The organism is Vreelandella salicampi, from assembly GCF_013415105.1.
GTDB lineage: Bacteria > Pseudomonadota > Gammaproteobacteria > Pseudomonadales > Halomonadaceae > Vreelandella > Vreelandella salicampi.
Window position 1 is genome coordinate 128,665 of sequence record NZ_JACCDF010000004.1, and the last position, 23,441, is coordinate 152,105.

Sequence of the window (23,441 nt, forward strand, 5' to 3'; positions counted from 1 at the left end):
GCCTTAATTAGCCCGGGCCTGCCGAGGAGAGCTTGTCGAAGGCCGAAGCATCGCTGCCAGACGCCCTTCGACAGGCTCAGGACGAATGGGGGCGCGTTAAATAAACCGCCCAAGGCCTACGGCATTACGCAGTTTTTCCATCGTCTCCGTCGCTTCTTCGCGGGCGCGTTCGGCGCCTTTTTGCAGCACAGCTTCAATATGGCCCGGGTCTTCCATCAGCGCGTTGTAGCGCTCACGGGGTTCGGCAAGGTGGGCGTTGAGGTATTCAAACACTTGTTTTTTCGCCTCGCCCCAGCCAATGCCGTCGGCGTACTGCACGCGCATGGCCTCGGTTTCATCGAGAGAGGCAAAAGCGGAATAGATCTGGAACAGCGTGCAAGTATCCGGGTCTTTCGGCTCGCCGGGTTCCAGCGAATTGGTTTTGATCTTGCGCACTAGCTTTTGCAGCTTCTTCTCGGAGACAAACAGCGGGATGGTGTTGTGGTAGCTCTTGGACATTTTGCGCCCGTCCAAACCGCGTAGCACTTCAACCTTCTCGTCCACCACCGCCTCCGGCAGGGTGAAGTACTGCCCCTTGTAGAGGTGGTTGAATCGCCCGGCAATATCGCGCGCCATCTCAATGTGCTGGATCTGATCGCGACCCACCGGCACTTTGTTGGCGTTAAACATGAGAATATCAGCGGCCATCAACACCGGGTAGCCGAAAAGCCCCATGGTGATGCCTTTATCCGGGTCTTGATTGCCCGCTTCTTCGTTCTCCGCCACGGCAGCCTTGTAGGCGTGGGCGCGGTTCATTAGTCCCTTGGCGCAAACGCAAGAGAGCATCCAAGTGAGCTCGGGGATTTCGCGAATATCCGATTGGCGGTAGAAGATGGCGTTATCGGTATCCAGCCCCAGCGCCAGCCAGGTCGCGGCGATCTCCAGGCGCGACTGCTGCACCTGTTTGGGGTCTTGGCATTTGATCAACGCGTGGTAGTCGGCCATAAAGTAGAACGACTGCACGCTAGGGTCTTGGCTTGCCTCAATCGCCGGCTTGATCGCGCCGACGTAGTTGCCAAGGTGAGGGGTGCCGGAGGTGGTAATGCCGGTGAGAACGCGGGTTTTGGACTGCTGCATAAGTACCTAAGCTCAAGGGAAATAAGCGCTATCATAACGCCACCGTTTCATGATGGCGAACCGCTTAGCGCCAATCAATCAGTTCCCAAACGCGCTCCTCATCACCAGAAGAATCACCTTCATCCTCGTCACCTCCGTCATCGTCATCTTCTTTTGAATCACTGCAGTCATTCTGCCAAGCATTTTTTGAATCATCATCAAGCAAGTCAAAGGCATCTTTTAGTACTTCAGCATCATGGATAAAGTCGTTACCCCCGCCCCCTTTAAACTCAATGTTAGCAGAAGTAAACTCATCACCATTACTGTAAGGCGCCACTAACAAAGCACCTATAAAGTTATCTCCACCACCACCGCTCTGATAATAATCGCCAAGCACAATCATTAACCCCTCATAAGCAGGGTTGCCCTTTATACTGGCATTACCATTCACAACCAAGATTCCCGCCCCGGTTAAGTTGTTACCTGACAAATTACCGTTTATAAATGTTATTTTTTTATCATCAGGTGTACCGAATGGATTGTTTTTTCCACCTAGGCTTCCCTGATTTTTTATATCATAACGTCCATCTTCCACTATATCAGCGGCTTGCCTTATTCTTTGTATAAAATCATCAAATTTCTCAGCATCATTGCCATTATCAAAAACACCTCCTAAAACGCCTTCGCGCGTTGTATCTGTTTCCCTTTCAGCATTATCTGCCTCGCTGCCATCGCCGTTTGCTACGGCCACATCAGGAACTAGATTCTTGCCATCGAAGGCAGCGTTGCTAGATGGTGGCTTAAAACTCGCAAGAGGGTGTACAACCGTCAAGGGCGATAGGTTAGAGAAAGAACACCAAAGGCCACCTTGCTCTTCAACATTAAATTCAGGAAGACCAAAGGCTTCATCGTAATATACATTCCCTCTCGTACCGACGTACAAGCTTCTTGAATAAATAGCGCCATAAAGGTTACTAGAGCCTAAAATATTTACATTAGAAAATGGCGCAAAAATTTCGCCGTAATAGTTTGAGTCTCCAGAAATTCTAACACCAGCACCTGCATCGTCCCCTTGGCTTGTATCATTATACAACGACACAAGCTTAATAACAGGTTCAACACTATCCGCTTGAGCATCTACAACCAGACTATCTTGGTTGCTTTCTATATCATTACTCTCTATTAGATTAAAATTCCCTCTTACCATAATTGTTAGCTGACTACCGTCTTCCACTACAAATTTTGTATTACCCGAGACTTCAAAATCTCCCTCTACTAGCATCACCAAGTTGACAGGCGAAGAAGACGTTCCAACTTGAAAGGAGCGACTTCCTGAAAGAGTAAAGTCATCAATACGAACAAAACTAACGCTATCAACCGTTTCAACTTCGACATTACTTCCTAAATAAGAACCTGTAAAACCAGACGCATCTAAGATGGCTGGCTGTGAAGCCCCACCCGTCAAAGATATATCGCCGGAAGATGACAACACAGATTCAGCCACATAATTATCGTACAGGCTTTTGACACCCAAAATATCGCAGCTTTCACTATCAGCTAATATATTTAACTCAGAACCACCGCTTCGTAATATCAAATCACCTAAAACATGATCTTCAGTATTGTGGCGTTTACCTTGTACAGACTCAGCGACAACATTACCTTTGACCTCAGAAGACCAGTTTCCAAATTCAATTTTATCATTAACGTACGCACTACCAATTACTTCAGTAGAGCTTGAAAAAATTATATCATTTGTCGAGGCAACATTGCCGTATATACGAGAATTGTTCTTAAAAAACACATCAGCATCAGCTCTACGAGTTATAAGAGGAGCATTTCTTAAATCTTGATAAAAACCAATACCATTCACCGAATGAAAGCTATTAAATTCTGTGCTGTTATCAACAGTTATGCCTTCACAGCCCACTATCCCCCTTTCATAACCCTGCTCACCCCCACCATTAAAAACTTTATACTTATATGTTGCACTGGAGCTTCGCCGAGCACTATTTCGCAAACCCTTATCACTTACAGTAATATTTACCGTTTGACTTTCTTTATCCGCATCAATATCAACTACTAAGCTTTCCAATAAGTTAGTGCGGATTTCGTTAACCTGATCTTGTGCATCAGGATCATTTTTCAAATCTTCAGGTATAAGTTCGTCTACAAATTCATGGAGAGAGCCTTGATAAAGCAAGTCTGCAATCTCATTTCCTCGCAATGATTCCGAACACTCTCTTTCCAAACACTCTTTAAGTCTCTTTTCACGATCAGCTTGGTTTTCATCACTTGCCAACGTTGACAATATACGTTCAGAGGTCATCTGTGCTTGAGCAGAGGCACGATAATTGCCCGCGAGCCGCTCGTCTATCAACGCTGAGTTCATGCCGGAAACACCAATCATCAACGAGCCGGTCAGGAGAGCAAGAACGATAACGAGTGCGGCGCCTTCCTGATGCTGTCTCATAATAAATCACCCATTTTTTTTGATACGAGATTATTTGCACTCATTAGGCTTACCCCCAGCTCCCCAAGGCGGACCACTGCAGCCGCCATCGCCGCCATCGCCGCCATCGCCGCCATCGCCGCCATCGCCGCCATCGCCGCCATCGCCGCCATCGCCGCCATCGCCGCCATCGCCGCCATCGCCGCCATCGCCGCCAAAGTATTCTGCTAGCACTTCATCACGATTCGCAACATGAAATTTAATTGGCTCACCTTCAGTTTCAATTGGAAGATTGACTTCGTAAAGGTAATCGTAATTATTTGACGACTCACTTGGATCTACTGGCCCACTAGCACACTGACCTTCTACCACATCCTTTTCAAAGCTCAGAATAGGCTGACTTTCTTCCACATCATCAATATCACATTTACATGCCTGCTCATCATCAGCCCATGTGCATTCAATGCTATAACCACTTCCGCCATCACCACTACGAACTCCATCAACAATAGAGCTTGCAAAAAATACTATTTTTTCCTGTTTGCGACTGATCTCTTCGACTTTCTGAAACGTCTGAAAGGTCGTTAAAAACAAATAGCCGGCACCGAGAATAATAATGGAACCAACCGCCATAGCGACCATTAACTCAACAAGGGTAAATCCTATTTGTCGTTGATAGAACATAACTAAGAACCAGATATATTAGGAAGGCGGAAGGTATAAGTGAATACATCATTATCTATATCACCAGGACCATCACCTAGATCAATAGTGATGGTGAAATCGCAGCTATCAGGTGGACTAACTATACCACTGGCGTCCCAATCCACATTTCGTAGTGGGTTCGAGGCATTGTCAGCCCTCCACCAGTCCTTCCACTGTTTCTCAATGCTTTCATCCTCAGACGGCAATGCCGCCTGAGGTTTAATGTTGGAACAGTTCTGTGTAGCTAGCGCTGCCCAAAACCTCTCCTGTGCATCCACGGCGGCGAGAGTGACAACCGACCGCTGATATCCAGCAGTTGCGCTTTGTAGTGCTTTAAGCTGCATGGCGGCGACACCTACGAGGCCGAGCGACAGCACCAGCAGCGCGATGAGCGCTTCAATCAGTGAAAATCCTCGTTGTCGCAACATTGACTGACCCATCAACTGCAATTCCTTTCATCACTTGGAAGGCTACGTACTCGCCCCAAAGAATTAATGCGAATGATTCGGCAGTCTTCTAACCTCGGATGGTCCAACCGAATTTCACAGTCACTACTGCCACAGTTCGTGGTTTTCCCAAGTCTCTCAAAGATAACGGTCACACCACTATTGAGGGTAATGGCATCACTGCCTGCGCCCTCTCTTTCTCTCACCACCGTATTATTTTTGTCTTCTGGCTCCACATTAAATTGCCAAGATTCACTACCTTGTTGCTCAATTGCAAAACTAACGTTGATGCGCTGTGTAATCGCCTGACTCCTTGCGTAATTCAAACCTGACAACACTTCATTGGCATCACTGGCAAGCTGCTGACGGGCAAGGAAGTTCGAAAACGACGGCACCGCTATCGTGGCGAAAATCGCCGCGATAGCCAATGTAACGAGTAACTCAATTAACGTGAAGCCGCGTTGTTTCATGGTACTCCGTCGTTGATATACCGCCACATTTGCCTTGCGGCAGGTTTCGGGTAGGAGCCCGATTTATCGGGCGAATTCCCCCACGTTCGCGCAATAAATTGCGCTCCTGCAGAGCTTACCAACACTCACTAGGGGTTCGTTGACCATCGCTGTGCAAAGCAATCGTTTTACAGCCATCTTTCACGCGGCCTGCTGGGGCTGTTGCACTGACCGTATAACTACCCGCATCGGCATCAATGCCAGCTTTTTGACCAGCAAATGCATATAAATCATTTGATTGATTGCCAAGATAGCTATTTGCCTTCGTGCAATCTTTATAGCTGTAATTATTGGTATAACAACGCTCTAAGATGCTTGCAGCTTCCATAAGCACGGTTGTGGCTTCGGCGCGCTGGCTTCGCTCCACATAGCGCGTGTAGCTGGGGTAGGCGATGGAGGCGATGATGCCGATGATCACGACTACGATCATCAGCTCGATCAGGGTGAAACCATGCTGGCGGCGCGGTAGGCCGCCGGGTAAACGAAAGAGTGAGGGCACAGCGGTGCTCCTGTTATCGGCTGCTCATACGTTTTCAGTATGTCGCAAGCCGATACACTTTGCATCAGCTGCTGGCGATTACCTGTTGACGCAGCTCACGGGGCATGGAGAAAGTGATGGTTTCTTCGCGGCCTTCTAGCTCTTCCGGTGTGGCGGCACCGAGTGACTTCAGCCGCTCGATCACGCCTTTCACTAGCACTTCGGGCGCGCTGGCCCCAGCGGTGACGCCGATGCGCTGCACGTTATCTAGCCAGCTTTCATCGATTTGCTCGGCATTGTCGATCAAATACGCCGGCGTACCCATGCTCTCGGAAAGCTCACGCAGGCGATTGGAGTTGGAGCTATTGGGGCTGCCCACCACCAGCACCAAATCGCTCTCGGCGGCTAGCTCGCGCACCGCGTCTTGGCGGTTTTGGGTGGCGTAGCAGATATCATCCGTGCGCGGGCCACTGATCTCGGGGAATTTTTCCTGTAGCGCCTCAATTACCTTGGCGGTGTCGTTCATAGAGAGCGTGGTCTGGGTCACGAACGCCAACTGCGTGGGATCTTTGACATCCAGATTGGCCGCGTCGTGCTCATCTTCGACCAGATAGATGCGGCCACCGTGGGAGGTGTCGTAGCGCCCCATGGTGCCTTCTACTTCGGGGTGCCCTTCGTGGCCAATCAGAATGCACTCTTGGCCGCGTTTGGCGTAGCGCAGCACCTCCATGTGAACTTTGGTAACTAGCGGGCAGGTGGCATCAAAAACTTTCAGCCCGCGCCGCTCGGCATCATCCTGCACCGCGCGCGAAACGCCATGGGCGGAAAAAATCACGATGACGTCATCCGGCACTTCATCCAGCTCTTCGACGAACACCGCACCGCGCTCGCGCAGTGTGTCGACCACAAAGCGGTTGTGGACGACCTCATGGCGCACGTAAATCGGCGGACCGAACACATCCAGTGCGCGATTGACGATATCGATCGCCCGGTCGACCCCGGCGCAAAAGCCGCGCGGGTTGGCCAGCTTGATCTGCACCGGGGTTTCGTTTGTCGTTTCCGGGAGCGTTTTGGAAGCTGTTTCAGTAGCTGTTTCGGAAGCCATGCTCACGCCTTGATGCCACTGCATCGCTAAAAAATGGAGAGTACCGTTACACTTAATGGCGCGTTTAATGGGTCAGCGCCGGCTTAACGTCGAGAACGTCGACCTCAAAGGTTAGGGTACGCCCTGCCAGCGGGTGGTTAAAGTCCACCTCGACCCGATCACCATCAATACTTTTGACCACGCCGGGCAATTCCGTTCCCGCTTTATCGGCAAACGAAAGCACCATGCCGAGTTCCGGCGTTTCTTCGCCGAAGTCGTCGCGCTTCAACGTCTGAATATTTTGCGGGTTATGCTGACCAAAGGCGTGCTCCGGCGTGATGGCAAAACTGTCACTCTGGCCGGCGGTCATGCCCTTGATCGGGTTTTCAAATCCCGGCGGCAAGTTACCATCGCCAAACTGAAACGTCGCCGGCGCTTTCTCTTTGGTGGAATCCACCACGGTGCCGTCTTCTAATTTCAGCGTGAAGTGCAGGGTGATTTCCATGCCTTCGTTAATCTGGTATTCGCTCATTGCTTGTACCCGTCGTTTAAAAATTAGCCTGCTGGCGATTGCTTCCTGCGCCGGCGTTCGCCGAAGAACGATTCCCAGATCAATCCAGCAGCGCCTAGGGTAATGCCGATATCGGCGACGTTGAACGCAGGGTAGTACCAGCCAGTGACGTGGAAGGAGAGAAAATCCACCACGTAGCCGTGCACTAGGCGATCATACAGGTTGCCCAGCGCCCCGCCGATGATCAGCGGCAGCGCCACCGCAAGCAACTTTTCATCCGCTTTCAGGCGCGAAAGCCACACGGTCAAACCGATACTCGCCCCGATGGCCACTAAAGCGAAAAACCAGCGCTGCCAGCCGGGGTGGCTGGCGAGAAAGCTAAACGCCGCGCCGGTGTTGTGCAGAAGTGTCAAGTTGAAAAACGGCAGCACTTCCACCGGTTGCGCGTAGCCAAGCCACGCGCTGGCGGCGTATTTAGTCACCAAATCCAGCACGATGACCGCCAGCGCCAACCATAGCCAGCGCAATGGCCGCTGCATGGGCGGCCTTTTGATATTGCCTGCCTGGCCGGTCACCGATTGAGCCTCTTTTTTACGCGACGCTTTTTCACGCATACCGGCGCGTCTCGCCGGGGCCGTCCGGCAGGTTAGTGATACAGCGACCGCATAGGTCCGGGTGTTCGGCGTGGCTGCCGACGTCTTCGCGGTGGTGCCAGCAGCGCTCGCACTTGGTGTTTTCGCTCGCCGCGACGGCGACCTTCAGGCCTTCAAGCTCGGTGGCGTCGGCGTCTTGGGCGTTGCTTAGCGGTTTGAGCGTGACTTCGCTGGTGAGCATCACAAAGCGCAGTTCATCGCCAAGCTTGGTCAGCGTCGTGTGAAGCGTGTCGTCAACGTAAAGCGTTACTTCAGCGGCGAGGCTGCCTTTGATGACTTTGGCGTTACGCGCATCTTCCAGGCGTTTGTTGACCGCATTCTTCACTTCCAGCACCTGTTCCCAGAAGGCACGGCCCATCTCGGCGCCGTCATCGAGCGTGCCAAGGCCTGAGTAATACTCCTCCAGCAGCACGCTATCGCCGCGTTTGCCTGGGATATGCTCAAAAATCTCTTCTGCGGTGAAGGAGAGAATCGGTGCGACCCAGCGGCTAAGTGCTTCGACCACGTGGTAGAGCGCGGTTTGCGCGCTGCGCCGTGCGAGCGAATCGGTTTGCGTGGTGTACTGGCGGTCTTTGATCACATCCAGATAGAAGCCGCCTAGCTCGCGGGCGCAAAAGCCGTGCACCTGCTGGTAAACGTCGAGGAAGCGGTACTCTTCATACGCGGTGTCAATGCGGCCTTGCAACTGCGCGGCGCGATCCACCACCCACTGATCCAGCGCCAGCATATCGCCAAACGCCACCTGGTCGGTGACCGGGTCGAAGCCGTTGAGGTTGGAGAGCAAAAAGCGCGCCGTGTTGCGAATACGGCGATACACATCAGCGGTACGTTTTAAGATTTCATCCGACACCGCCATCTCGCCGGAGTAGTCGGTGGAAGCGACCCACAGGCGCAGAATATCGGCGCCGAGCTTATCCATCACCTCTTGCGGCGCGACCACGTTGCCCATGGATTTGGACATCTTGCGGCCTTGGGCATCGACGGTGAAGCCGTGGGTGAGCAGCTGGCGGTACGGCGGGTGGCCGTCGATGGCACAGCCGGTCAACAGCGATGAGTGGAACCAGCCGCGGTGCTGGTCGGAGCCTTCCAGGTACAAATCTGCTCGCGGGCCGCTTTCGTGGCCGTGCGGGTGCGAACCGCGCAGTACGTGGCGGTGCGTGGTACCGGAGTCAAACCACACGTCCAGCGTGTCGGTGACTTTGTCGTAATCCGCCGCTTCCGCGCCTAAAAGCTCGGCGGGGTCGAGGCGGAACCAGGCATCAATGCCACCCTGCTCCACGCGCTTAGCGGCTTCTTCCATCAGCTCGATCGTGCGCGGATGCAGCTCGCCGGTCGTTTTATGCAGGAAAAACGGAATCGGAACGCCCCAGTTACGCTGGCGTGAGATGCACCAATCGGGGCGGTTAGCGATCATCGAGTGCAGGCGCGCCTGCCCCCAGGCCGGGGTAAACTGTGTCGCTTCGATGCCCTCAAGCGCCCGCTCGCGCAGCGTTTTACCGTCTTTACCGGCCACGTCCATGCCCACAAACCATTGCGCGGTGGCGCGGTAGATCACCGGCGTTTTGTGGCGCCAGCAGTGCATGTAGCTGTGCTCGTAGCGCTTATGGTTCATCAGCGCGCCGACTTCACGCAGCTTCTCGACGATTTGCGGGTTGGCCTTCCAGATCATCTGCCCGCCAAAGAAGGGCAAATCGTCAGCGTAAACGCCGTTACCTTGTACCGGGTTGAGCATGTCGTCAAAGCTCATACCATGGTCGCGGCAAGTGTTGAAGTCATCCACACCGTAAGAAGGCGCCGAGTGGACAATACCGGTACTGCCCACTTCCGACTCGACGTAATCGGCTAGATAGACCGGCGAAAGACGGTCATAAAACGGGTGACGGAAGTTAATCTGATCCAGTGCCTCGCCTTTCGCGGTAGCAATCACCTCGCCTTGCAGTGCAAAGCGCTCAAGGCAGCTTTCCACCAGCTCCTCGGCCAGCACCAAGAGCCGGTCACCGATATCCACCAGCGCGTAGGTGAATTCCGGATGAACGTTGAGTGCCTGGTTAGCCGGAATGGTCCATGGCGTGGTGGTCCAGATGACGATGGCGGTGGGCTTGGGCAGCTCAGAGAGACCAAACGCGGTTGCCAGCTTATCGGCATCTTCTACCGGGAAGGCGACATCGATGGCGTCTGAGGTTTTATCGGCGTACTCGACTTCGGCTTCGGCCAATGCTGAGCCGCAGTCAAAGCACCAGTTAACCGGCTTCAAACCTTTGAACACGTAGCCCGCATCGACCATATCGGCCAGCGCACGCATCTCGCCCGCCTCGTTGGCGTAATCCATCGAGCGGTAGGGGTTGTCCCAATCGCCGACCACGCCCAGGCGCACAAAGTCGGTGAGCTGGGTTTCGATCTGCGCGGCAGCATACTCACGGCACAGGCCGCGGGCTTTCTCAGGTTCCAGGTGCTTACCGTGAGTGGTTTCCACCTTATGCTCGATGGGCAAACCGTGACAGTCCCAGCCGGGCACGTAAGGGGCATCGTATCCCGCCAAGTTTTTCGACTTAACGATGATGTCTTTCAAAATCTTATTGACGGCGTGACCGATATGAATGCTGCCGTTGGCGTAAGGAGGGCCGTCGTGGAGCACAAACAGCGGCTTACCCGCGCGAGTTTCGCGCAGGCGCTCATATAGGTTCATATCTTGCCACTGCGACACTCGGCCGGGCTCCCGCTTGGGCAACATGCCGCGCATGGGGAAGTCGGTTTCAGGCAAATTTAGCGTGTGCTTATAATCCATAGTCCGGTCAGCCGTCGTTAGCATCGGCGGAGTTGCCCGCCGAGGTGGAGTCAGAAAAAGGGTTAGCGTGTGCGTTATCGGAAAACGGGCGCGGCGCTGAGGCCAGCGGCAGCGTGTCGTCAGCGCCGTGATAGTCAGCTAGGTAGCGGCGCGCGTTGGCTTGGTCGCGCTCAATCTGCGCTTTCAGCGCGTCAAAGTCATCAAACTTTACCTCTCCGCGCAACCGCGCGCAGGGGTAAACGGTGCAGCGCTTACCATAAAGGTCGCCGTCAAAGTCAAACAGGTGCACTTCGAGGGTGGGGCGTTCTGAGCCGACCGTAGGGCGAAAGCCCACGTTGGCAACGCCAGGGTAGCGCGCGCCGTCTTCCAGCTCCGCGACCACGGCAAACACGCCGCGCAGCGTTAGCGGCTGGGGCAACAGCGGCAGGTTAGCGGTGGGCACCCCGATGGTGCGCCCGAGCTGCTGGTCGCGAACCACTCGCCCACTGAGCGAGTAGGCGCGCCCCAATAGCGTTGCGGCAGCGTAAAAATTACCGCTAGCGAGCAAGGTACGCACACGGCTACTGGAGACGCGCTCATCATCCACGGTAAAGGTGCGCGTGTGCTCAACGCCAAAGCCCTGCTCGCGGCCCACGGCTTCCAGCAAGGTGAAATCGCCGCGGCGGTCGCAGCCGAAACGGAAGTCATCGCCCACAACCAGGTGCTTCACGCCCAAGCCTTCAATCAAGACTTGATCGATAAATTCGCGCCCGGTCAGGCTTCGCAAGGCATCGTTAAACGGCAGACACAGGACGCGCTCTGCGCCGTGATCCATCAATAGGCGTACTTTTTCGCGCAGGCGGGTTAGGCGCGGCGGCGCTTGCTCGCCAGCGAAGAACTCGCGCGGCTGCGGCTCGAATACCACCACCGTTAACGGTGCTTGCAGGCGCGCGGCGTGCTCGCGGCACTGCTGCAGAATCGCCTGATGGCCGCGGTGAACCCCATCGAAATTACCAATGGTGGCCACGCAGCCGCGATCCGCTGGCGTTAAGTTGTGCAGTCCTCGAATGACGCGCATGGCACCTCAGCCGTTAAAAAACGTTCGCCCAATAATTGGCGACCTACAAGCGTTAACTTCTTCAGCGAGCAGGCGCCCGATTCATCGGGCGATCCCAGTCTAATTCGCGCAATCAATTGCGCTCCTACCGCGTTATTTACCCTTCGCAGAATGAGCAAGAGATAAATTGGCCATTATACCCAACCCACCGGCGGCAATGTATGCCTGACCGGTTTTAGCTGTGCATTTTCAGATGGCGCAACCGCAAGCCAAACGCGGCGAGCCAAGCGAAGTACACCCCTGCGCCCAGCACCACTAGCGCTGCCACCCAGCTCACCCGCTGCCACAGGTCAAACTCCAGCCACGCCTGCCAGTCCGGCGCGAGCACGTAGAGCCCCACACTCATTACCACACTGCCGCCAATCAGCTGCCAGGCAAAACGCCCCCAGCCGGGTTGGAATACCAACACGCCCTGCTTACGCAGCAAATACCCCAACAGCCCCGCGTTCATAAACGCCGAGAGCGCCGTGGCCAAGGCTAACCCCGCGTGGGCCAGCGGCCAAATCAGCAGCAGGTTGAAGACCATATTGGCAACCATGGCGACAATGCCCACCTTCACCGGGGTGGCGGTATCTTGGCGAGCAAAAAAGCCTGGCGCCAACACTTTGATCAGCATAAAGGCCAAAAGCCCAAAGGCATAAGCACGCAGGCTCATGGCGGCCATCTGAATATCGTGATCGGTCATCGCGCCGTAATGAAACAGCGTGATGAGAAGCGGCTCTGCCAATACCGCAAGCGCCAGCGCCGCAGGCAGCCCCAATAACAGCACCACCCGGATGGCCCAATCGAGCATGGCGGCAAAGTGAGCATTCGACTGCTCGGCGTGACGCTTGGAGAGCGCCGGCAAAATCACCGTGCCAATGGCCACGCCAAACACACCCAGCGGCAGCTCTACCAAACGGTCAGAGTAGTAGAGCCAAGAAACACTGCCCGCCGCGAGTAGCGATGCCAGCACGGTATCGAGCAGCAGATTAATCTGCGACACCGACACGCCAAACAGCGCCGGCGCCATGAGCTTGAGAATCCGTTTTACGCCTTCGTGGGCAAAGTGCGGCCACGGCGTGGGCAAAAGCCCTAAGCGCAGCAAAAACGGCACTTGAAACGCCAGCTGCGCGACGCCGGCAATCAGCACGCCCCAGGCCAGCGCCATGGCAGGCTCGTCAAACAGCGGCATGAGTAAAAGGGCCGCGCCGATCAGCGACAGGTTCAACAGCACCGGGGTAAACGCGGGCACGGCAAAACGGTCCCAGGTATTAAGCACACTGCCGGAAAACGCGGTCAGCGAAATGAGCAGCAGGTACGGAAACGTCAATTGCAGCATATCGGCGGTGAGGGCGAGCTTTTCCGGGTCGCGGCCAAACCCTGGGGCGAACACCCACACCAACCACGGCGCGCCGAGCATGGCCAGCGCCGTAATCAGCGCCAGCACCGCAGTCAAACTGCCCGCTGTGGCGTTTAGCAGTTCACGAATTTCCTGGCGAGTGCGGCTTGTCGAATACTCCGAGAGCACCGGCACAAACGCCTGGTTAAACGCTCCCTCAGCGAACAGGCGGCGCAGAAAATTGGGGATTTTGAAGGCGACAAAAAACGCATCCGCGCCGTTACCCGCGCCCAATAGCGCGGCGATCACTACGTCGCGCGCCAAGCCCAACACCCGCGAGATCATGGTCATGGCGCTCACGATCAACCCCGAGCCCATGAGGCCACGGCGCGCGGGGGTGACTTTTTCGACTTGCGTTTCTTCGCTCATAGGCACAGGTAGACAGAGATAGGCACAAAAAAACCGGCCGCAGCCGGTTTTTTAGGGCGCCTGCCGGCTTACGCCGCCAGTGCCTTAATGCGCTTGTTCAAGCGGCTTTTCAGACGCGCGGCTTTCTTTTTAGAAAGCACGTCTTTATCTGCAATGCGGTCGATGACCGGCTGCGCCGCCTTAAACTCTTCCATCGCTTTCGCGTGGTCGCCGGTGCTGATGGCTTTGACGACACGCTTGATGTAGGTGCGGACCATGCTGCGTTGACCGGATTTCAGGACGCGACGGTTCTCGGCCTGGCGGGCGCGCTTGCGAGCTTGCTTGCTGTTCGCCACAGGGTATCTCCTTGGAGAAAAAAGGTTGCCTATTGGGCAACGGATTAACTGATTATCGCCGCCTGGGTCGTGACCTCAGCGCGACGTTTCCGTAACGTTTTCAAAGCCAGTGTTCGATTAACACTACTTTGATTTGGCAGGCTTTTTTGCCTGACCAAAATGTGCAACCGGCAACATATCAGGCTGCCCGTTCACGGGTCTTGTCTGAGAGGATGGCGTAGTCTATCACGCAGCCCCTCGCCTGACCAGCGCTTAACCGCTTGATGCGTCGGCCTACCATGGCGCTGCTTCGGGCACCGACCGGCCCAAAAAACGCCTACCCAGGCAGCGTCAGCGGGCCGACACGCTCGACTACCCGCTGCCAACCTAAATCGGCGTCAATACGCGCAACAAAGGCCGCCGTAGCGGGGTAATCCTTGAGTGACCGTGACATCGAGAGCGCTTTTAGGGGGAAGCTCATTTGCACATCGGCACCGCTTGGCCAAGCGCTAGAGAACTGCTGGCGCGTGCTCAAATGGTTTTCTATCATGGTCAGGTGCTCGGTTAACTGCGGCGCAATTAAACGCTTATTCACCGCGTCTCTAATGCCCTTGGAAATCGGTTTAACCAACCACGGCGAATGTTTCGGTAACTGAGAGAACACCAAGCGCATAGTGAGTAGCGGCATTAGCGACCCTTCGGCGTAGTGCATCCAGTAGCGGTAATTGGCCCATTCTGCGGTATCGTCAGCGCTTGGCTGACAACGCCCCTCTCCGTAGCAACTCAGCAGGTAATCGATAATCGCGCCGGATTCCGCCACGGTGATGTCGCCATCCGTGATCACCGGGGACTTGCCCAGCGGGTGTACACGCTTGAGTGAGTCAGGGGCGAGCTGCGTCTTACTATCACGCGGATAGGTGATGATTTCATACTCAAGTCCCAGCGTTTCCAGCAGCCAGAGAATGCGGTGCGAGCGGGACTTTTCCAGATAGTGAACGCGAATCATAAAGATACTCGAGGGCAGCGATCACCCCGCTGGTATCGAGCGCTTCGCTAAGTACCAACCCACCGGCGTCGAAGGTGGTGGCATCACTGCCTAATTTTACGTGAACGGAGCCGTTGCAGGTCGGTGACCAGGCCGGTACGCTTTCAATTTCGTGGCCTTGTTTATCGCCCATAACCCTTTTCACGTCAATCCCGAGAGATCGGAGGCATTCAACATGACCTGGCTTGAGCGGGACACTCACCTGCTTCCGACATCGGAGATGATGCTGCTATGAGGCCTTCCTCACTCGCCCTACAGGACCGGCTGCTGCCCGGTGTCTCGCGCACGTTTGCCCTGACCATTCCGCAGTTGCCGATGGCCCTGCGCCCGGCGATCACCAATGCCTATCTCCTGTGCCGTATTGCCGACACGGTGGAAGATAGCACCGCCATGGCGCCCGACGACAAGGACGCCCATTACCAGCGCCTGCTGGCAGGGCTGAATGACGTCAGCGCTGCGCGAAAGTTCTCTGAAGCGCTGCTCGATACCGGGCTGATACAAGATCCGCTGGAACGAGACCTTATCGACCAGACACCCGGCGTGCTGCGCGCCTTCGGCGAACTGCCGGTCGATCAACAAGCGGCATTGCAACACTGCGTCACCACTATGTGCCAGGGCATGGCCGATTTCGAACGCCTGAAGGACCCGTATGGCCTGGAAGACAGTGGCTGCCTGCGCGACTACTGTTACGTAGCGGCCGGCTGCGTTGGCGAAATGTTGACCCGCCTGTTCGCCGGCATCCATCCGCGTATCCACGAACAGCGGGAGGAATTTCGGCGCCTGTCGTTGGCCTTCGGCCAGGGGCTACAGATGACCAACATTTTGAAGGACGTTTGGGATGATCGCCAGCGCGGCATCTGCTGGCTCCCACGTGACGTCTTCGAGGCGCGTGGCATTGACCTGACACAAACACAAAACTGGCAGGACCACCCCGGCTATCGCGACGGTATTCGCTTTTTGGTGGCCGTCGCTCATCATCATCTGCGCTTGGCACAAGACTACACCCTGCGCATTCCGGCCTCTGAGGTCGGCATTCGACGATTCTGCAGCTGGTCGATTGGCATGGCGCTCGCAACGCTGCGCAAGATTGCCGATAACCCGGGCTACACAGCCAGCGGGGAAGTCAAAATCTCGCGGCGGCGCCTGGGCTTAATCGTCGCCACGAATAACCTCTCGGTAGGCAACGATACACGGCTGCGCGGTGTTTTTCGGCTAAGCCGTTATCGGCTACCCTGCGTTCAGGAACAGGAGATCGGCCCCCTGCTGGCGGGGCATGACGGGAATATATAACGACACCAACCACCTTATTCTCATTCCGGCGCGGCTTCAGTCGCCTGCGGTGTACTGCTGTCCACGCGCCCAATCAGAGGAATTCGCTTGATGACTGCTTCGAAACACACTGAGTCTACCCCTCCGCCCCCGCCCAGCCTGCCTGGCCAGCCCCTGCTCGGGAACACAATCGAGCTGCTGACCAAGGACGCCAATCGTTTTTTCAGTGAGGCATACGAGAAGCTCGGCCCCGTGTTTCAGGTCAATTACCTGTTTCGTAATTACACCATCATGGCGGGCCCGGAATCGCTGAATCACCTGCTGGAATTCCGCGAACAGGGCATGAGCCGGGAGGCTTTTTTCGGCCCGGTGGACAAACAGATCGGTGGGGTCGTGCTGCTGACGCAGCCCGTCGGTACGTATCAGAATCTGCGCAACCAAGCACGTCTCGCGTTTTCCCGTCAGCTGGCCGCGGAGTTTATTCCCGACCTGGTTAACTGTGTGGATGAGGGCCTGGATCGGCATCCGCCGGGCAGCACCGTATCGGTCATGGATCTGTGCACGCGCATCAGCTTCGATCAATACAGCCGGTTACTGTGTGGCGAAAGCCTGGACGCCTACTTTGAGACCGCCAACCGCTACGCGGTGTGGGTCATGAACATTGGCGTGAAGAAGGTGCCGGAGTGGAGCGTCCACCTGCCAGCCTACAAGAAGCTACGGCGCGATGTGATGAAGATGGCGGAAGACGTACTCACGCGTTATGAAAATCGCCCGGCAGACCATGGCATGCCCTACACGATTCTGGATGCGCTCGTCAGCGCCACAGACGATGACGGCAACCCGCTGCCGCGCAAGGATCTGATCGCCACGCTGCAATACGGCATTATCGGTACCGTGGTGTATATGAACCGCACCGTTGCCTTCCTGCTGCACGACCTGCTGTCGAACCCGGAACACTACGAACGCGTGCGCGAGGAAGTCGATGGCGCCTATGCCGACGGGCTGCCGGACAGTCTCGATCTGCGCGGTATGAGCACGCTGAACGCGGCGCTCAAGGAGTCGATGCGGCTGCACCCGGTATCCCTCGGCATGCCGTTCATGGTCGATGAACCCTTCGAATTCCACGGCTACAAGATTCCCAAGGGCCAGTTCTGCGTCTACAGCGGGGTCCCTAACCATTTCAGTGCGGATTTCTATCCAGAACCGCACCGCTTCGATCCGGACCGGTGCCGCGCACCACGCAACGAACACAAGCAACGCCGCGCCTACGCCCCTTACGGATACGGCAAACGCGTCTGCCCGGCGGGAGGGCTGGTAGAGACGTGCACGCTGGTGTCGATCAGCCGCATCATTCGCCGGCGGACGTTCGAGCGCGTACCGGCCAATGACCCGCTGCGGACCGTCCTCGCGCCGCTGCCGGCACCGGATCGCAAATTCCGTATCCGCTTTATCGACGAGCGCACCGAGCATGAGGCGGGCAAGGCAGATCACTCGCAACTGGCCGTCAACGCGCTCGATGAGCTTTTCGAAAGCGGTCGTCTGGCGAAACCCGCCATGCGCGAACGGCTGGACCATGTGACCGAACGCCGCCATGAGCCCGGTGATTACATCATCCACCATGGGGAACGCGCCGAGACATTCCATGTGCTGATTGAAGGCAACGTTGAGGTGACGTCGGAAGCGGGTGAACACTTGGCCATGTTGGAGCCGGGCAACTACTTTGGCGAAATCGGGCTACTCGGGGAAGGTCGCAGAACCGCTAACTGCCTGTCGGCGACCCGCACACTGGTACTGGAAATGACGCGGGAGGACTTCCTTACCATTGTACTTAAAGATGACCTGGTGCCCGGCGAAATCGCGGCAGCGCTGCGCCAGCGCTACCTCACCACCCGGATGCACAAAGCCCTGCCCGCGCTCACGTCAGAACGGCTGCGAGCATTAGCTGGAACCGGTTCGCTGAAACACTTCGAGGCCGACAACACCATCATTCGCCAGGGGGATGACGCCGACTGGTTTTACATTCTGCTCACCGGGACGGTTGCCGTGCTGGTCGAAGATGCGAATGGGACACAACAGGTGGCCACGCTTCAGCCTAGCGACCATTTTGGTGAAATCGGTATTCTCGAAGCAAGACCGCGAACGGCAACGGTAAGGGTTACGCCGGATGGCCCGGTGGAGACCCTGGCCATCCCGCGCGACGCCCTGTTGGAACTGGTGGAACAGGACCCGCAGGCCCGCCGGGACATTGCATCCGTTATTATGGACCGGATCCGTACAGGGGCGCCGTAACGACCCGTTAGCGCAGTGGTTTGATGCTGATAAACTTGCCTTCATCAGAGAAGGCAAGTCGGTAAGTGCCCTGCACGCCGTCACGCGTGACCACCCGGCGGATTGCCTCGGCGGGAAAAATCACCCAACGCCCATCGACACTGCGCGTGCGCACATTAGCAATGCGCCCCTCGTAGTGGGCCAAGCACTCATCAAAAGAAAGATGAAGAACAATATCAATACTATGCATTACGCTGGTTGGCCCTGTATTGACTCACTTAGTACTAATAGCGGTATATTGAATAACGATGTATTTACCCATTTTCGCTTAATTCTTGCAGTCTTCGTGCGGGTCACCGATACTTAATTTTATCCTATCGCTACGCTTCCCGGTACGGCTTATGCAAATCTCACCCGTTAGCACTCCATCGACTTACTGGTCTGTCACTGCGACCGAGAACGCGCGCACCAATGCCGCGCCGCGTGCGGGAGAAGCAACGCTTTCCCAGGCCGATCAACGCAGTATGCCGCCAGGCAATGCCGAGCATCGTGCCGCGAGCCAAAGCACTACTGCCGCTGAAGAGAGCGCTGGCAGCCGCCGTTCAACAGAACGCGCCACTGACGGCAATCAGGACGTAGCGGGTGAAAAGCGCAGCGAGGATGAAGAGCGCGAATCCGCCGTTAGCCCTGGCCCCACACGTCCTGACGGCACCCCGCTGGATGATCAGGAAATTCGCCAGCTTGATCAGCTCAAGCGTACCGACCAGGAAGTTCGCCAGCACGAACGCGCACACGAAGTGGCCGGCGGCGCTTACGCCGGTAGCGCCAGCTACGAGTATGAATCCGGCCCGGATGGCGAGCGCTATGCCGTCGCCGGCGAAGTCCCGATTGATTACGGCCCGGTGCCCGGTGACCCGCAAGCCACCATCGATAAAATGCAGACGGTCATTTCCGCCGCGATGGCGCCAGCTGAGCCCTCATCGAAGGATCGCCAAGTCGCCTCTCAAGCACGCCAATACATGCTAGAAGCCAAGCTCGAAGCGGCCATGCAGCAAAGCGAGATGAATAACGCCCGCGCTGGCGCCGAATCAAACCGCGATGAAAGCGTTGACGATGCCGGCGCGACTGCTCAGGCTGACAGTGCTCCTTCTGCCAATGAAAGCAGCGATGCCATAGCGGTTATGGCTCCAGACCCGGCAAGTGCCGCGGCGGCACAAGGCAGTTTAGCGGCCGCCTCGGTAGCTCAGCCACCTAACGCCGTTGACCCCACCGCGAACCCTGACCCTACCGCCCGCGCCGCTTAACGGGCGGGACACAAAACGGGGCGTGGCACATAAGGCGCCACGCCCCGTTTTTTATGCCTCTATTTTTCATCACTTCTGTTTTGCTCGCCCCTGTTTTGCTAATACCTGCTTTTCTCTCCGTTACTAGTGCGTTAGCGCTTTCCAATCTTCACGTGTTGGCCAATGCGTCAGCCACATCGGCAATGCTTCTGCCGGCATGGGCCTCGCGATGCCATATCCTTGCGCTAGCTCGCAGCCCAGCGCTATCAGTGCTTTGGCATGGGCGAGGGTCTCAACACCCTCCGCCAGCATCGGACGATTAAAACGATTCGCCATATAAATGACACTTTCTACAATGGCCATATCGTCTTGGTCGCTCAACATATCGCGCACAAAGCTCTGATCAATCTTGATCAAATTCACCGGCAGCTGGCGCAAATGGGTTAACGACGAAAAGCCGGTGCCAAAATCATCGATGGCAAAATTCACCCCGAGACGCTGACATTCGGCCATGGTTTCAAGCGCCGCCTGGGTATCGTGCATCGCCGCGCTCTCTAACACTTCAAGTTTAAGCATGGCAGGTGGCACATGGGGGTAGCGCGAAAGCAGCGCGGCTAAGCGCTGACTAAAATCACTCACCAGCAGATGGGTCGGGCTAATATTGACGTTAATCGGCAGGGCAATACCGTTTTTAGCCCACCGTGTTAGCTGGCGCATGGCGGTTTCTAATACCCACTCACCCAAGTCGATTTCCAGTGAAGAGGCGTCAATTACCGGCAGAAACTGCGCCGGGGGAAGCAATCCCTGCTCGGGGTGCTGCCAGCGAATCAGCGCCTCAACCCCCACCACTTCTCCGCTGCACATATCCACCTGAGGTTGGTAGTGCAGGCACAACTCGTTATTATCCAGTGCGGCAATAAAGCGCTGGCGCTGTTCGTGGCGCACTTGCAGCAAGCGGTCGTGGTCAGGGTCGAAAATGTGGAAGGTATCGCGGCCGCGCTGCTTCGCCCGGTACATCGCTTGGTTGGCATGGCGCAATAACACGTCGCCCTGGACGGCATCCTGCGGGTAAAACGTCACCCCTAAGCTCGCGGTTAAATGCACACTTTGCCCTTCGATCATCAACGGCTTGCGAATGGAGGTCAAAAGTTTATCGAAAAATGCCTCATCCACGCCGTGATGCAGCAGCAAAACAAACTCATCCCCGCCGACGCGCGCGAGCACGTCGTCACCAAACAGCAGGTGGCTAATACGCTGGGAAAATGTCGACAGCAGCGCATCCCCTACTTGAGGGCTGAGTTGATCGTTCACTTTTTTGAAGAAGTCGATATCCAGCGAACATACCGCCAGTGTGTTTTCAGTTTTCTCTGCATGCTGCATCGACTCTTGAATCAGCTGAGTCAAAAGCTGCAGATTGGGCAGGCCCGTCAATGCATCAAAATAAACTTCACGGCTCAAATGGCGCGCGTGGGAGGGAATCGCGGAAAGGTCTGCCAGCACAATCACGTGGTGGCTTACCTCTCCGTTCGCGTCGCGCACACGGTTGATCGACATCATGCCCGGATAGAACTGGCCATCGTGGCTTTGATAGCTCACTTGGCTTTTACTACGATCGCGTAGCATCAGCTCTTCGCGCATAAACCGGGTAGTCTGGGTATCGTCAAGCGGGAGAATACTAAAGGCTTCCGGCGTTTTACCCGCCACGTCTTGCAGGGTAAAGCCAGTCAGCTCGCTAAAAGCGGGGTTGATTTGGGTGACCCGGTTCTCCGCGTCGGTAATGATTATCGCCTCGTTCGCTTGGCAAAATACCGTTTGCGTCAGGTCTTCAGCTTTGGCCGGCGGTGTCGCACTATAATGGCTCTGCAGTGTCAGTTGACACATCCGTCTCGGCTCCTGTGTTGTGTTGACTCCAACGGCATCCGCTCACGCGGCATGCCAAGAAATGCGCCGATCACCATGCGTTTTCTTCTACGTTGTCGGCTTCTGCCTGCGCGCACGCCACCACGGTATCTCGACCTTGATGCTTGGCAGCGTAAAGGGCTTGGTCCACGCGGTTAATCAACATGTCTTGGGTTTCGCCGAGATGGTACTCCCCCACGCCAACACTGATCGTGATGCGCAGACCTGAAAACATACGGCTGCGCACGCGCTCGCAAATACGCTCGGCAAAGGTTTCACCCCCTGATTGCTGGGTGCTGCGCAGCAAAATAGCAAACTCCTCACCGCCCCAGCGCGCCAAAATATCGCTATCGCGCAAACAGCCTTTTATACACACCGCTAACTGCTGCAGAATTTCATCACCGACGTCATGGCCGCAGGCGTCATTGACCTGCTTAAAGTGATCAAGATCAAACATCAAAAGCACAAACGGCTGGTGAGCATGGAGGGCATCACTGACACACTGGCGTAACGCCGAATCAAAGGCGCGGCGATTATACGCGCCGGTCAAATGGTCACGCGTCGCTTGGTTCTCAAGTTCGTGCTCAATACGCTTGCGCTCGGCTATGTCGTGAAAGACCGACACAAAATGACGCACCTCGCCATCGGCATCGGTTACGGCGGTAATGGACTGCCAGAGTGGATAAATATCGCCCCACTTATTGAGGTTCCATATTTCGCCTTGCCAGTGACCGGTTTCGTGCAGTGCTTGCCACATGCGTTGATAAAACGCTTTATCGTGACGCCCGGACTTAAACAGTTTCGGCGTTTTCCCAATCACTTCCTCGCTGTGATAGCCGGTAATGTCGGTAAACGCCTGATTAACCCGCTTAATAACCATATCAGCATCGGTGATCAAGGTGGCTTGCCCGGTTTCAAAGGCAGCCGCCATTAAGCGCAGTTCGTTTTCTTGCTGACGACGGTGGGTAATGTCCTCTTTCACAGCGACAAAGTTAAGGATCTCGCCCTCAGCGCTTTTTACCGGTGTGATGGTTTGCGCTTCCCAGTAAAGCTCGCCGTTTTTGCGCCGATTTAAAATCTCCCCCTTCCAGACGTTACCGGCGTGCAGCGTCGCCCACATATCGTCGTAAACGCGATTAGGCGTCATGCCGGATTGAATCAATGCCGGCGTTTTTCCCAGCAGCTCGCCGCGAGTATAGCCGGTAATTTCCAAAAACCGCTGGTTAACGAACTCAATGCAGCCATCGGCATTGGTAATGGCCGTTGCCACCGGGCTCTGCTCGACAGCGATATAAAACTGTTCAAAACGCAGGCTCATAACGTCATCATCTGCGGCTTTGTTATCGAGATTGTTATCGTGCTGAGAGGGGGTGTGCATGGCATTACTCCTGAAACTCGTCAGCCCTCGCCCCAGTTTGCGGCGTATATAAGAGAAGCATAGCGAACCCCATACAAAAAAAGGGAGCCACTAAGACGTTTTCATCACGCAGCTTTTCAAATTATTGATACACGTCAATGGCACGCTGTCTAACTTACGTTACATCCCAAACCAACTCCCGCACCGTCGCTTGGCGCTCCATCACACCGTTAATCGCAAACCATGCCAGCGCCAGCAGTGGCAACGCCAAGACCAGCGCAAACTTGGCCCACATCGGCGTCCGACTCAAATATTTTATCAATCCCCTACCCCTTTTGATGCTGCATGTGAGTCATGCATGTCACTGATCACATTGTGCCAGCAGTATGGGGATTTTTCATTCCGGGATATTGATTCGCATCACACTATAGTCGCATGCAAT

At 55.6% G+C, this 23,441-nt stretch carries 20 protein-coding genes; 3 read left to right on the plus strand and 17 right to left on the minus strand.

Going from position 1 to position 23,441, the window contains the following annotated elements; all coding sequences use genetic code 11:
* Window positions 1-96: 96 nt before the first annotated feature.
* From HZS81_RS06805 to HZS81_RS06870, 14 genes are all read right to left on the minus strand, one after another.
* Entirely contained in the window at window positions 97-1,116 is a 1,020-nt protein-coding gene (locus HZS81_RS06805; RefSeq protein ID WP_179929806.1) for a tryptophan--tRNA ligase, read from the minus strand.
* 64 nt (window positions 1,117-1,180) lie between these two features.
* The gene (locus HZS81_RS06810; protein WP_179929807.1) at window positions 1,181-3,568 is read right to left on the minus strand and encodes a pilus assembly PilX family protein; all 2,388 of its coding nucleotides are present in this window, start codon (window positions 3,566-3,568) and stop codon (window positions 1,181-1,183) included.
* A gap of 30 nt (window positions 3,569-3,598) precedes the next feature.
* Entirely contained in the window at window positions 3,599-4,231 is a 633-nt protein-coding gene (locus tag HZS81_RS06815; protein WP_179929808.1) for a PilW family protein, read from the minus strand.
* A 2-nt stretch (window positions 4,232-4,233) separates the two neighbouring features.
* Entirely contained in the window at window positions 4,234-4,692 is a 459-nt protein-coding gene (pilV, locus tag HZS81_RS06820) for a type IV pilus modification protein PilV (protein ID WP_241697402.1), read from the minus strand.
* The gene (locus HZS81_RS06825) at window positions 4,692-5,168 is read right to left on the minus strand and encodes a GspH/FimT family pseudopilin (protein ID WP_179929809.1); all 477 of its coding nucleotides are present in this window, start codon (window positions 5,166-5,168) and stop codon (window positions 4,692-4,694) included. The genes pilV and HZS81_RS06825 overlap by 1 nt, the downstream gene beginning before the upstream one ends.
* 115 nt (window positions 5,169-5,283) lie before the next feature.
* A complete protein-coding gene (locus HZS81_RS06830) occupies window positions 5,284-5,706 on the minus strand; it encodes a type IV pilin protein (protein ID WP_338401823.1) in 423 nt (140 codons plus the stop codon).
* Window positions 5,707-5,770: 64 nt separating this feature from the next.
* A complete protein-coding gene (gene ispH / locus HZS81_RS06835) occupies window positions 5,771-6,790 on the minus strand; it encodes a 4-hydroxy-3-methylbut-2-enyl diphosphate reductase (RefSeq protein WP_179929810.1) in 1,020 nt (339 codons plus the stop codon).
* A 64-nt stretch (window positions 6,791-6,854) separates the two neighbouring features.
* Window positions 6,855-7,301 (minus strand): FKBP-type peptidyl-prolyl cis-trans isomerase, encoded by a 447-nt coding sequence (gene fkpB, locus HZS81_RS06840; protein WP_179929811.1) that lies wholly within the window; start codon window positions 7,299-7,301, stop codon window positions 6,855-6,857.
* A gap of 23 nt (window positions 7,302-7,324) precedes the next feature.
* A complete protein-coding gene (gene lspA / locus HZS81_RS06845) occupies window positions 7,325-7,819 on the minus strand; it encodes a signal peptidase II (RefSeq protein ID WP_179929885.1) in 495 nt (164 codons plus the stop codon).
* 67 nt (window positions 7,820-7,886) lie between these two features.
* A complete protein-coding gene (gene ileS / locus HZS81_RS06850) occupies window positions 7,887-10,718 on the minus strand; it encodes an isoleucine--tRNA ligase (RefSeq protein ID WP_179929812.1) in 2,832 nt (943 codons plus the stop codon).
* A gap of 7 nt (window positions 10,719-10,725) precedes the next feature.
* Window positions 10,726-11,775, minus strand: a complete 1,050-nt coding sequence (gene ribF, locus HZS81_RS06855; protein WP_179929813.1) for a bifunctional riboflavin kinase/FAD synthetase — start codon at window positions 11,773-11,775, stop codon at window positions 10,726-10,728.
* Between the two features lie 214 nt (window positions 11,776-11,989).
* On the minus strand, window positions 11,990-13,564 hold the full coding sequence (gene murJ / locus HZS81_RS06860) for a murein biosynthesis integral membrane protein MurJ (protein WP_179929814.1): 1,575 nt from the start codon (window positions 13,562-13,564) through the stop codon (window positions 11,990-11,992).
* Window positions 13,565-13,632: 68 nt separating this feature from the next.
* Window positions 13,633-13,899 carry a 30S ribosomal protein S20 gene (gene rpsT / locus HZS81_RS06865; RefSeq protein ID WP_179929815.1) on the minus strand — a complete coding sequence of 89 codons (267 nt, stop codon included), beginning with the start codon at window positions 13,897-13,899 and terminating at the stop codon, window positions 13,633-13,635.
* A 316-nt stretch (window positions 13,900-14,215) separates the two neighbouring features.
* The gene (locus HZS81_RS06870) at window positions 14,216-14,884 is read right to left on the minus strand and encodes a glutathione S-transferase (protein ID WP_179929816.1); all 669 of its coding nucleotides are present in this window, start codon (window positions 14,882-14,884) and stop codon (window positions 14,216-14,218) included.
* Window positions 14,885-15,154: 270 nt separating this feature from the next.
* Here HZS81_RS06870 and HZS81_RS06875 point away from each other — a divergent pair, with 270 nt between their 5' ends.
* Entirely contained in the window at window positions 15,155-16,213 is a 1,059-nt protein-coding gene (locus tag HZS81_RS06875; protein WP_179929817.1) for a phytoene/squalene synthase family protein, read from the plus strand.
* Between the two features lie 90 nt (window positions 16,214-16,303).
* Window positions 16,304-18,481: a cytochrome P450 gene (locus tag HZS81_RS06880; RefSeq protein WP_179929818.1), complete on the plus strand. Its 2,178-nt coding sequence runs from the start codon at window positions 16,304-16,306 to the stop codon at window positions 18,479-18,481.
* A 7-nt stretch (window positions 18,482-18,488) separates the two neighbouring features.
* Here HZS81_RS06880 and HZS81_RS06885 read toward each other — a convergent pair whose 3' ends face one another.
* Window positions 18,489-18,710, minus strand: a complete 222-nt coding sequence (locus tag HZS81_RS06885; protein ID WP_179929819.1) for a DUF2835 family protein — start codon at window positions 18,708-18,710, stop codon at window positions 18,489-18,491.
* Between the two features lie 151 nt (window positions 18,711-18,861).
* On the opposite strand from HZS81_RS06885, the gene HZS81_RS06890 reads away from it, so the two are divergent.
* Window positions 18,862-19,764 carry a putative metalloprotease CJM1_0395 family protein gene (locus HZS81_RS06890; RefSeq protein WP_241697403.1) on the plus strand — a complete coding sequence of 301 codons (903 nt, stop codon included), beginning with the start codon at window positions 18,862-18,864 and terminating at the stop codon, window positions 19,762-19,764.
* Between the two features lie 123 nt (window positions 19,765-19,887).
* Here the strand turns inward: HZS81_RS06890 and HZS81_RS06895 are convergent, their stop codons facing one another.
* Window positions 19,888-21,624, minus strand: coding sequence for a putative bifunctional diguanylate cyclase/phosphodiesterase (locus HZS81_RS06895; protein ID WP_179929820.1), 1,737 nt, complete (start codon window positions 21,622-21,624; stop codon window positions 19,888-19,890).
* Between the two features lie 70 nt (window positions 21,625-21,694).
* Entirely contained in the window at window positions 21,695-23,020 is a 1,326-nt protein-coding gene (locus HZS81_RS06900) for a sensor domain-containing diguanylate cyclase (protein ID WP_179929821.1), read from the minus strand.
* Window positions 23,021-23,441 lie beyond the last annotated feature (421 nt).

What these genes read in the sequence shown, in the direction of transcription:
- HZS81_RS06875 (WP_179929817.1), top strand. Translation starts at nt 15,155, where the DNA reads ATGAGGCCTTCCTCACTCGCCCTACAGGACCGGCTGCTGCCCGGTGTC.
- HZS81_RS06815 (WP_179929808.1), bottom strand. Translation starts at nt 4,231, where the DNA reads ATGTTCTATCAACGACAAATAGGATTTACCCTTGTTGAGTTAATGGTC.
- HZS81_RS06825 (WP_179929809.1), bottom strand. Translation starts at nt 5,168, where the DNA reads ATGAAACAACGCGGCTTCACGTTAATTGAGTTACTCGTTACATTGGCT.
- HZS81_RS06885 (WP_179929819.1), bottom strand. Translation starts at nt 18,710, where the DNA reads ATGCATAGTATTGATATTGTTCTTCATCTTTCTTTTGATGAGTGCTTG.
- HZS81_RS06870 (WP_179929816.1), bottom strand. Translation starts at nt 14,884, where the DNA reads ATGATTCGCGTTCACTATCTGGAAAAGTCCCGCTCGCACCGCATTCTC.
- ileS (WP_179929812.1), bottom strand. Translation starts at nt 10,718, where the DNA reads ATGGATTATAAGCACACGCTAAATTTGCCTGAAACCGACTTCCCCATG.
- HZS81_RS06895 (WP_179929820.1), bottom strand. Translation starts at nt 21,624, where the DNA reads ATGTGTCAACTGACACTGCAGAGCCATTATAGTGCGACACCGCCGGCC.
- HZS81_RS06880 (WP_179929818.1), top strand. Translation starts at nt 16,304, where the DNA reads ATGACTGCTTCGAAACACACTGAGTCTACCCCTCCGCCCCCGCCCAGC.
- lspA (WP_179929885.1), bottom strand. Translation starts at nt 7,819, where the DNA reads ATGCAGCGGCCATTGCGCTGGCTATGGTTGGCGCTGGCGGTCATCGTG.
- murJ (WP_179929814.1), bottom strand. Translation starts at nt 13,564, where the DNA reads ATGAGCGAAGAAACGCAAGTCGAAAAAGTCACCCCCGCGCGCCGTGGC.
- HZS81_RS06900 (WP_179929821.1), bottom strand. Translation starts at nt 23,020, where the DNA reads ATGCACACCCCCTCTCAGCACGATAACAATCTCGATAACAAAGCCGCA.
- HZS81_RS06810 (WP_179929807.1), bottom strand. Translation starts at nt 3,568, where the DNA reads ATGAGACAGCATCAGGAAGGCGCCGCACTCGTTATCGTTCTTGCTCTC.
- HZS81_RS06890 (WP_241697403.1), top strand. Translation starts at nt 18,862, where the DNA reads ATGCAAATCTCACCCGTTAGCACTCCATCGACTTACTGGTCTGTCACT.
- ispH (WP_179929810.1), bottom strand. Translation starts at nt 6,790, where the DNA reads ATGGCTTCCGAAACAGCTACTGAAACAGCTTCCAAAACGCTCCCGGAA.
- ribF (WP_179929813.1), bottom strand. Translation starts at nt 11,775, where the DNA reads ATGCGCGTCATTCGAGGACTGCACAACTTAACGCCAGCGGATCGCGGC.
- fkpB (WP_179929811.1), bottom strand. Translation starts at nt 7,301, where the DNA reads ATGAGCGAATACCAGATTAACGAAGGCATGGAAATCACCCTGCACTTC.
- pilV (WP_241697402.1), bottom strand. Translation starts at nt 4,692, where the DNA reads ATGGGTCAGTCAATGTTGCGACAACGAGGATTTTCACTGATTGAAGCG.
- HZS81_RS06805 (WP_179929806.1), bottom strand. Translation starts at nt 1,116, where the DNA reads ATGCAGCAGTCCAAAACCCGCGTTCTCACCGGCATTACCACCTCCGGC.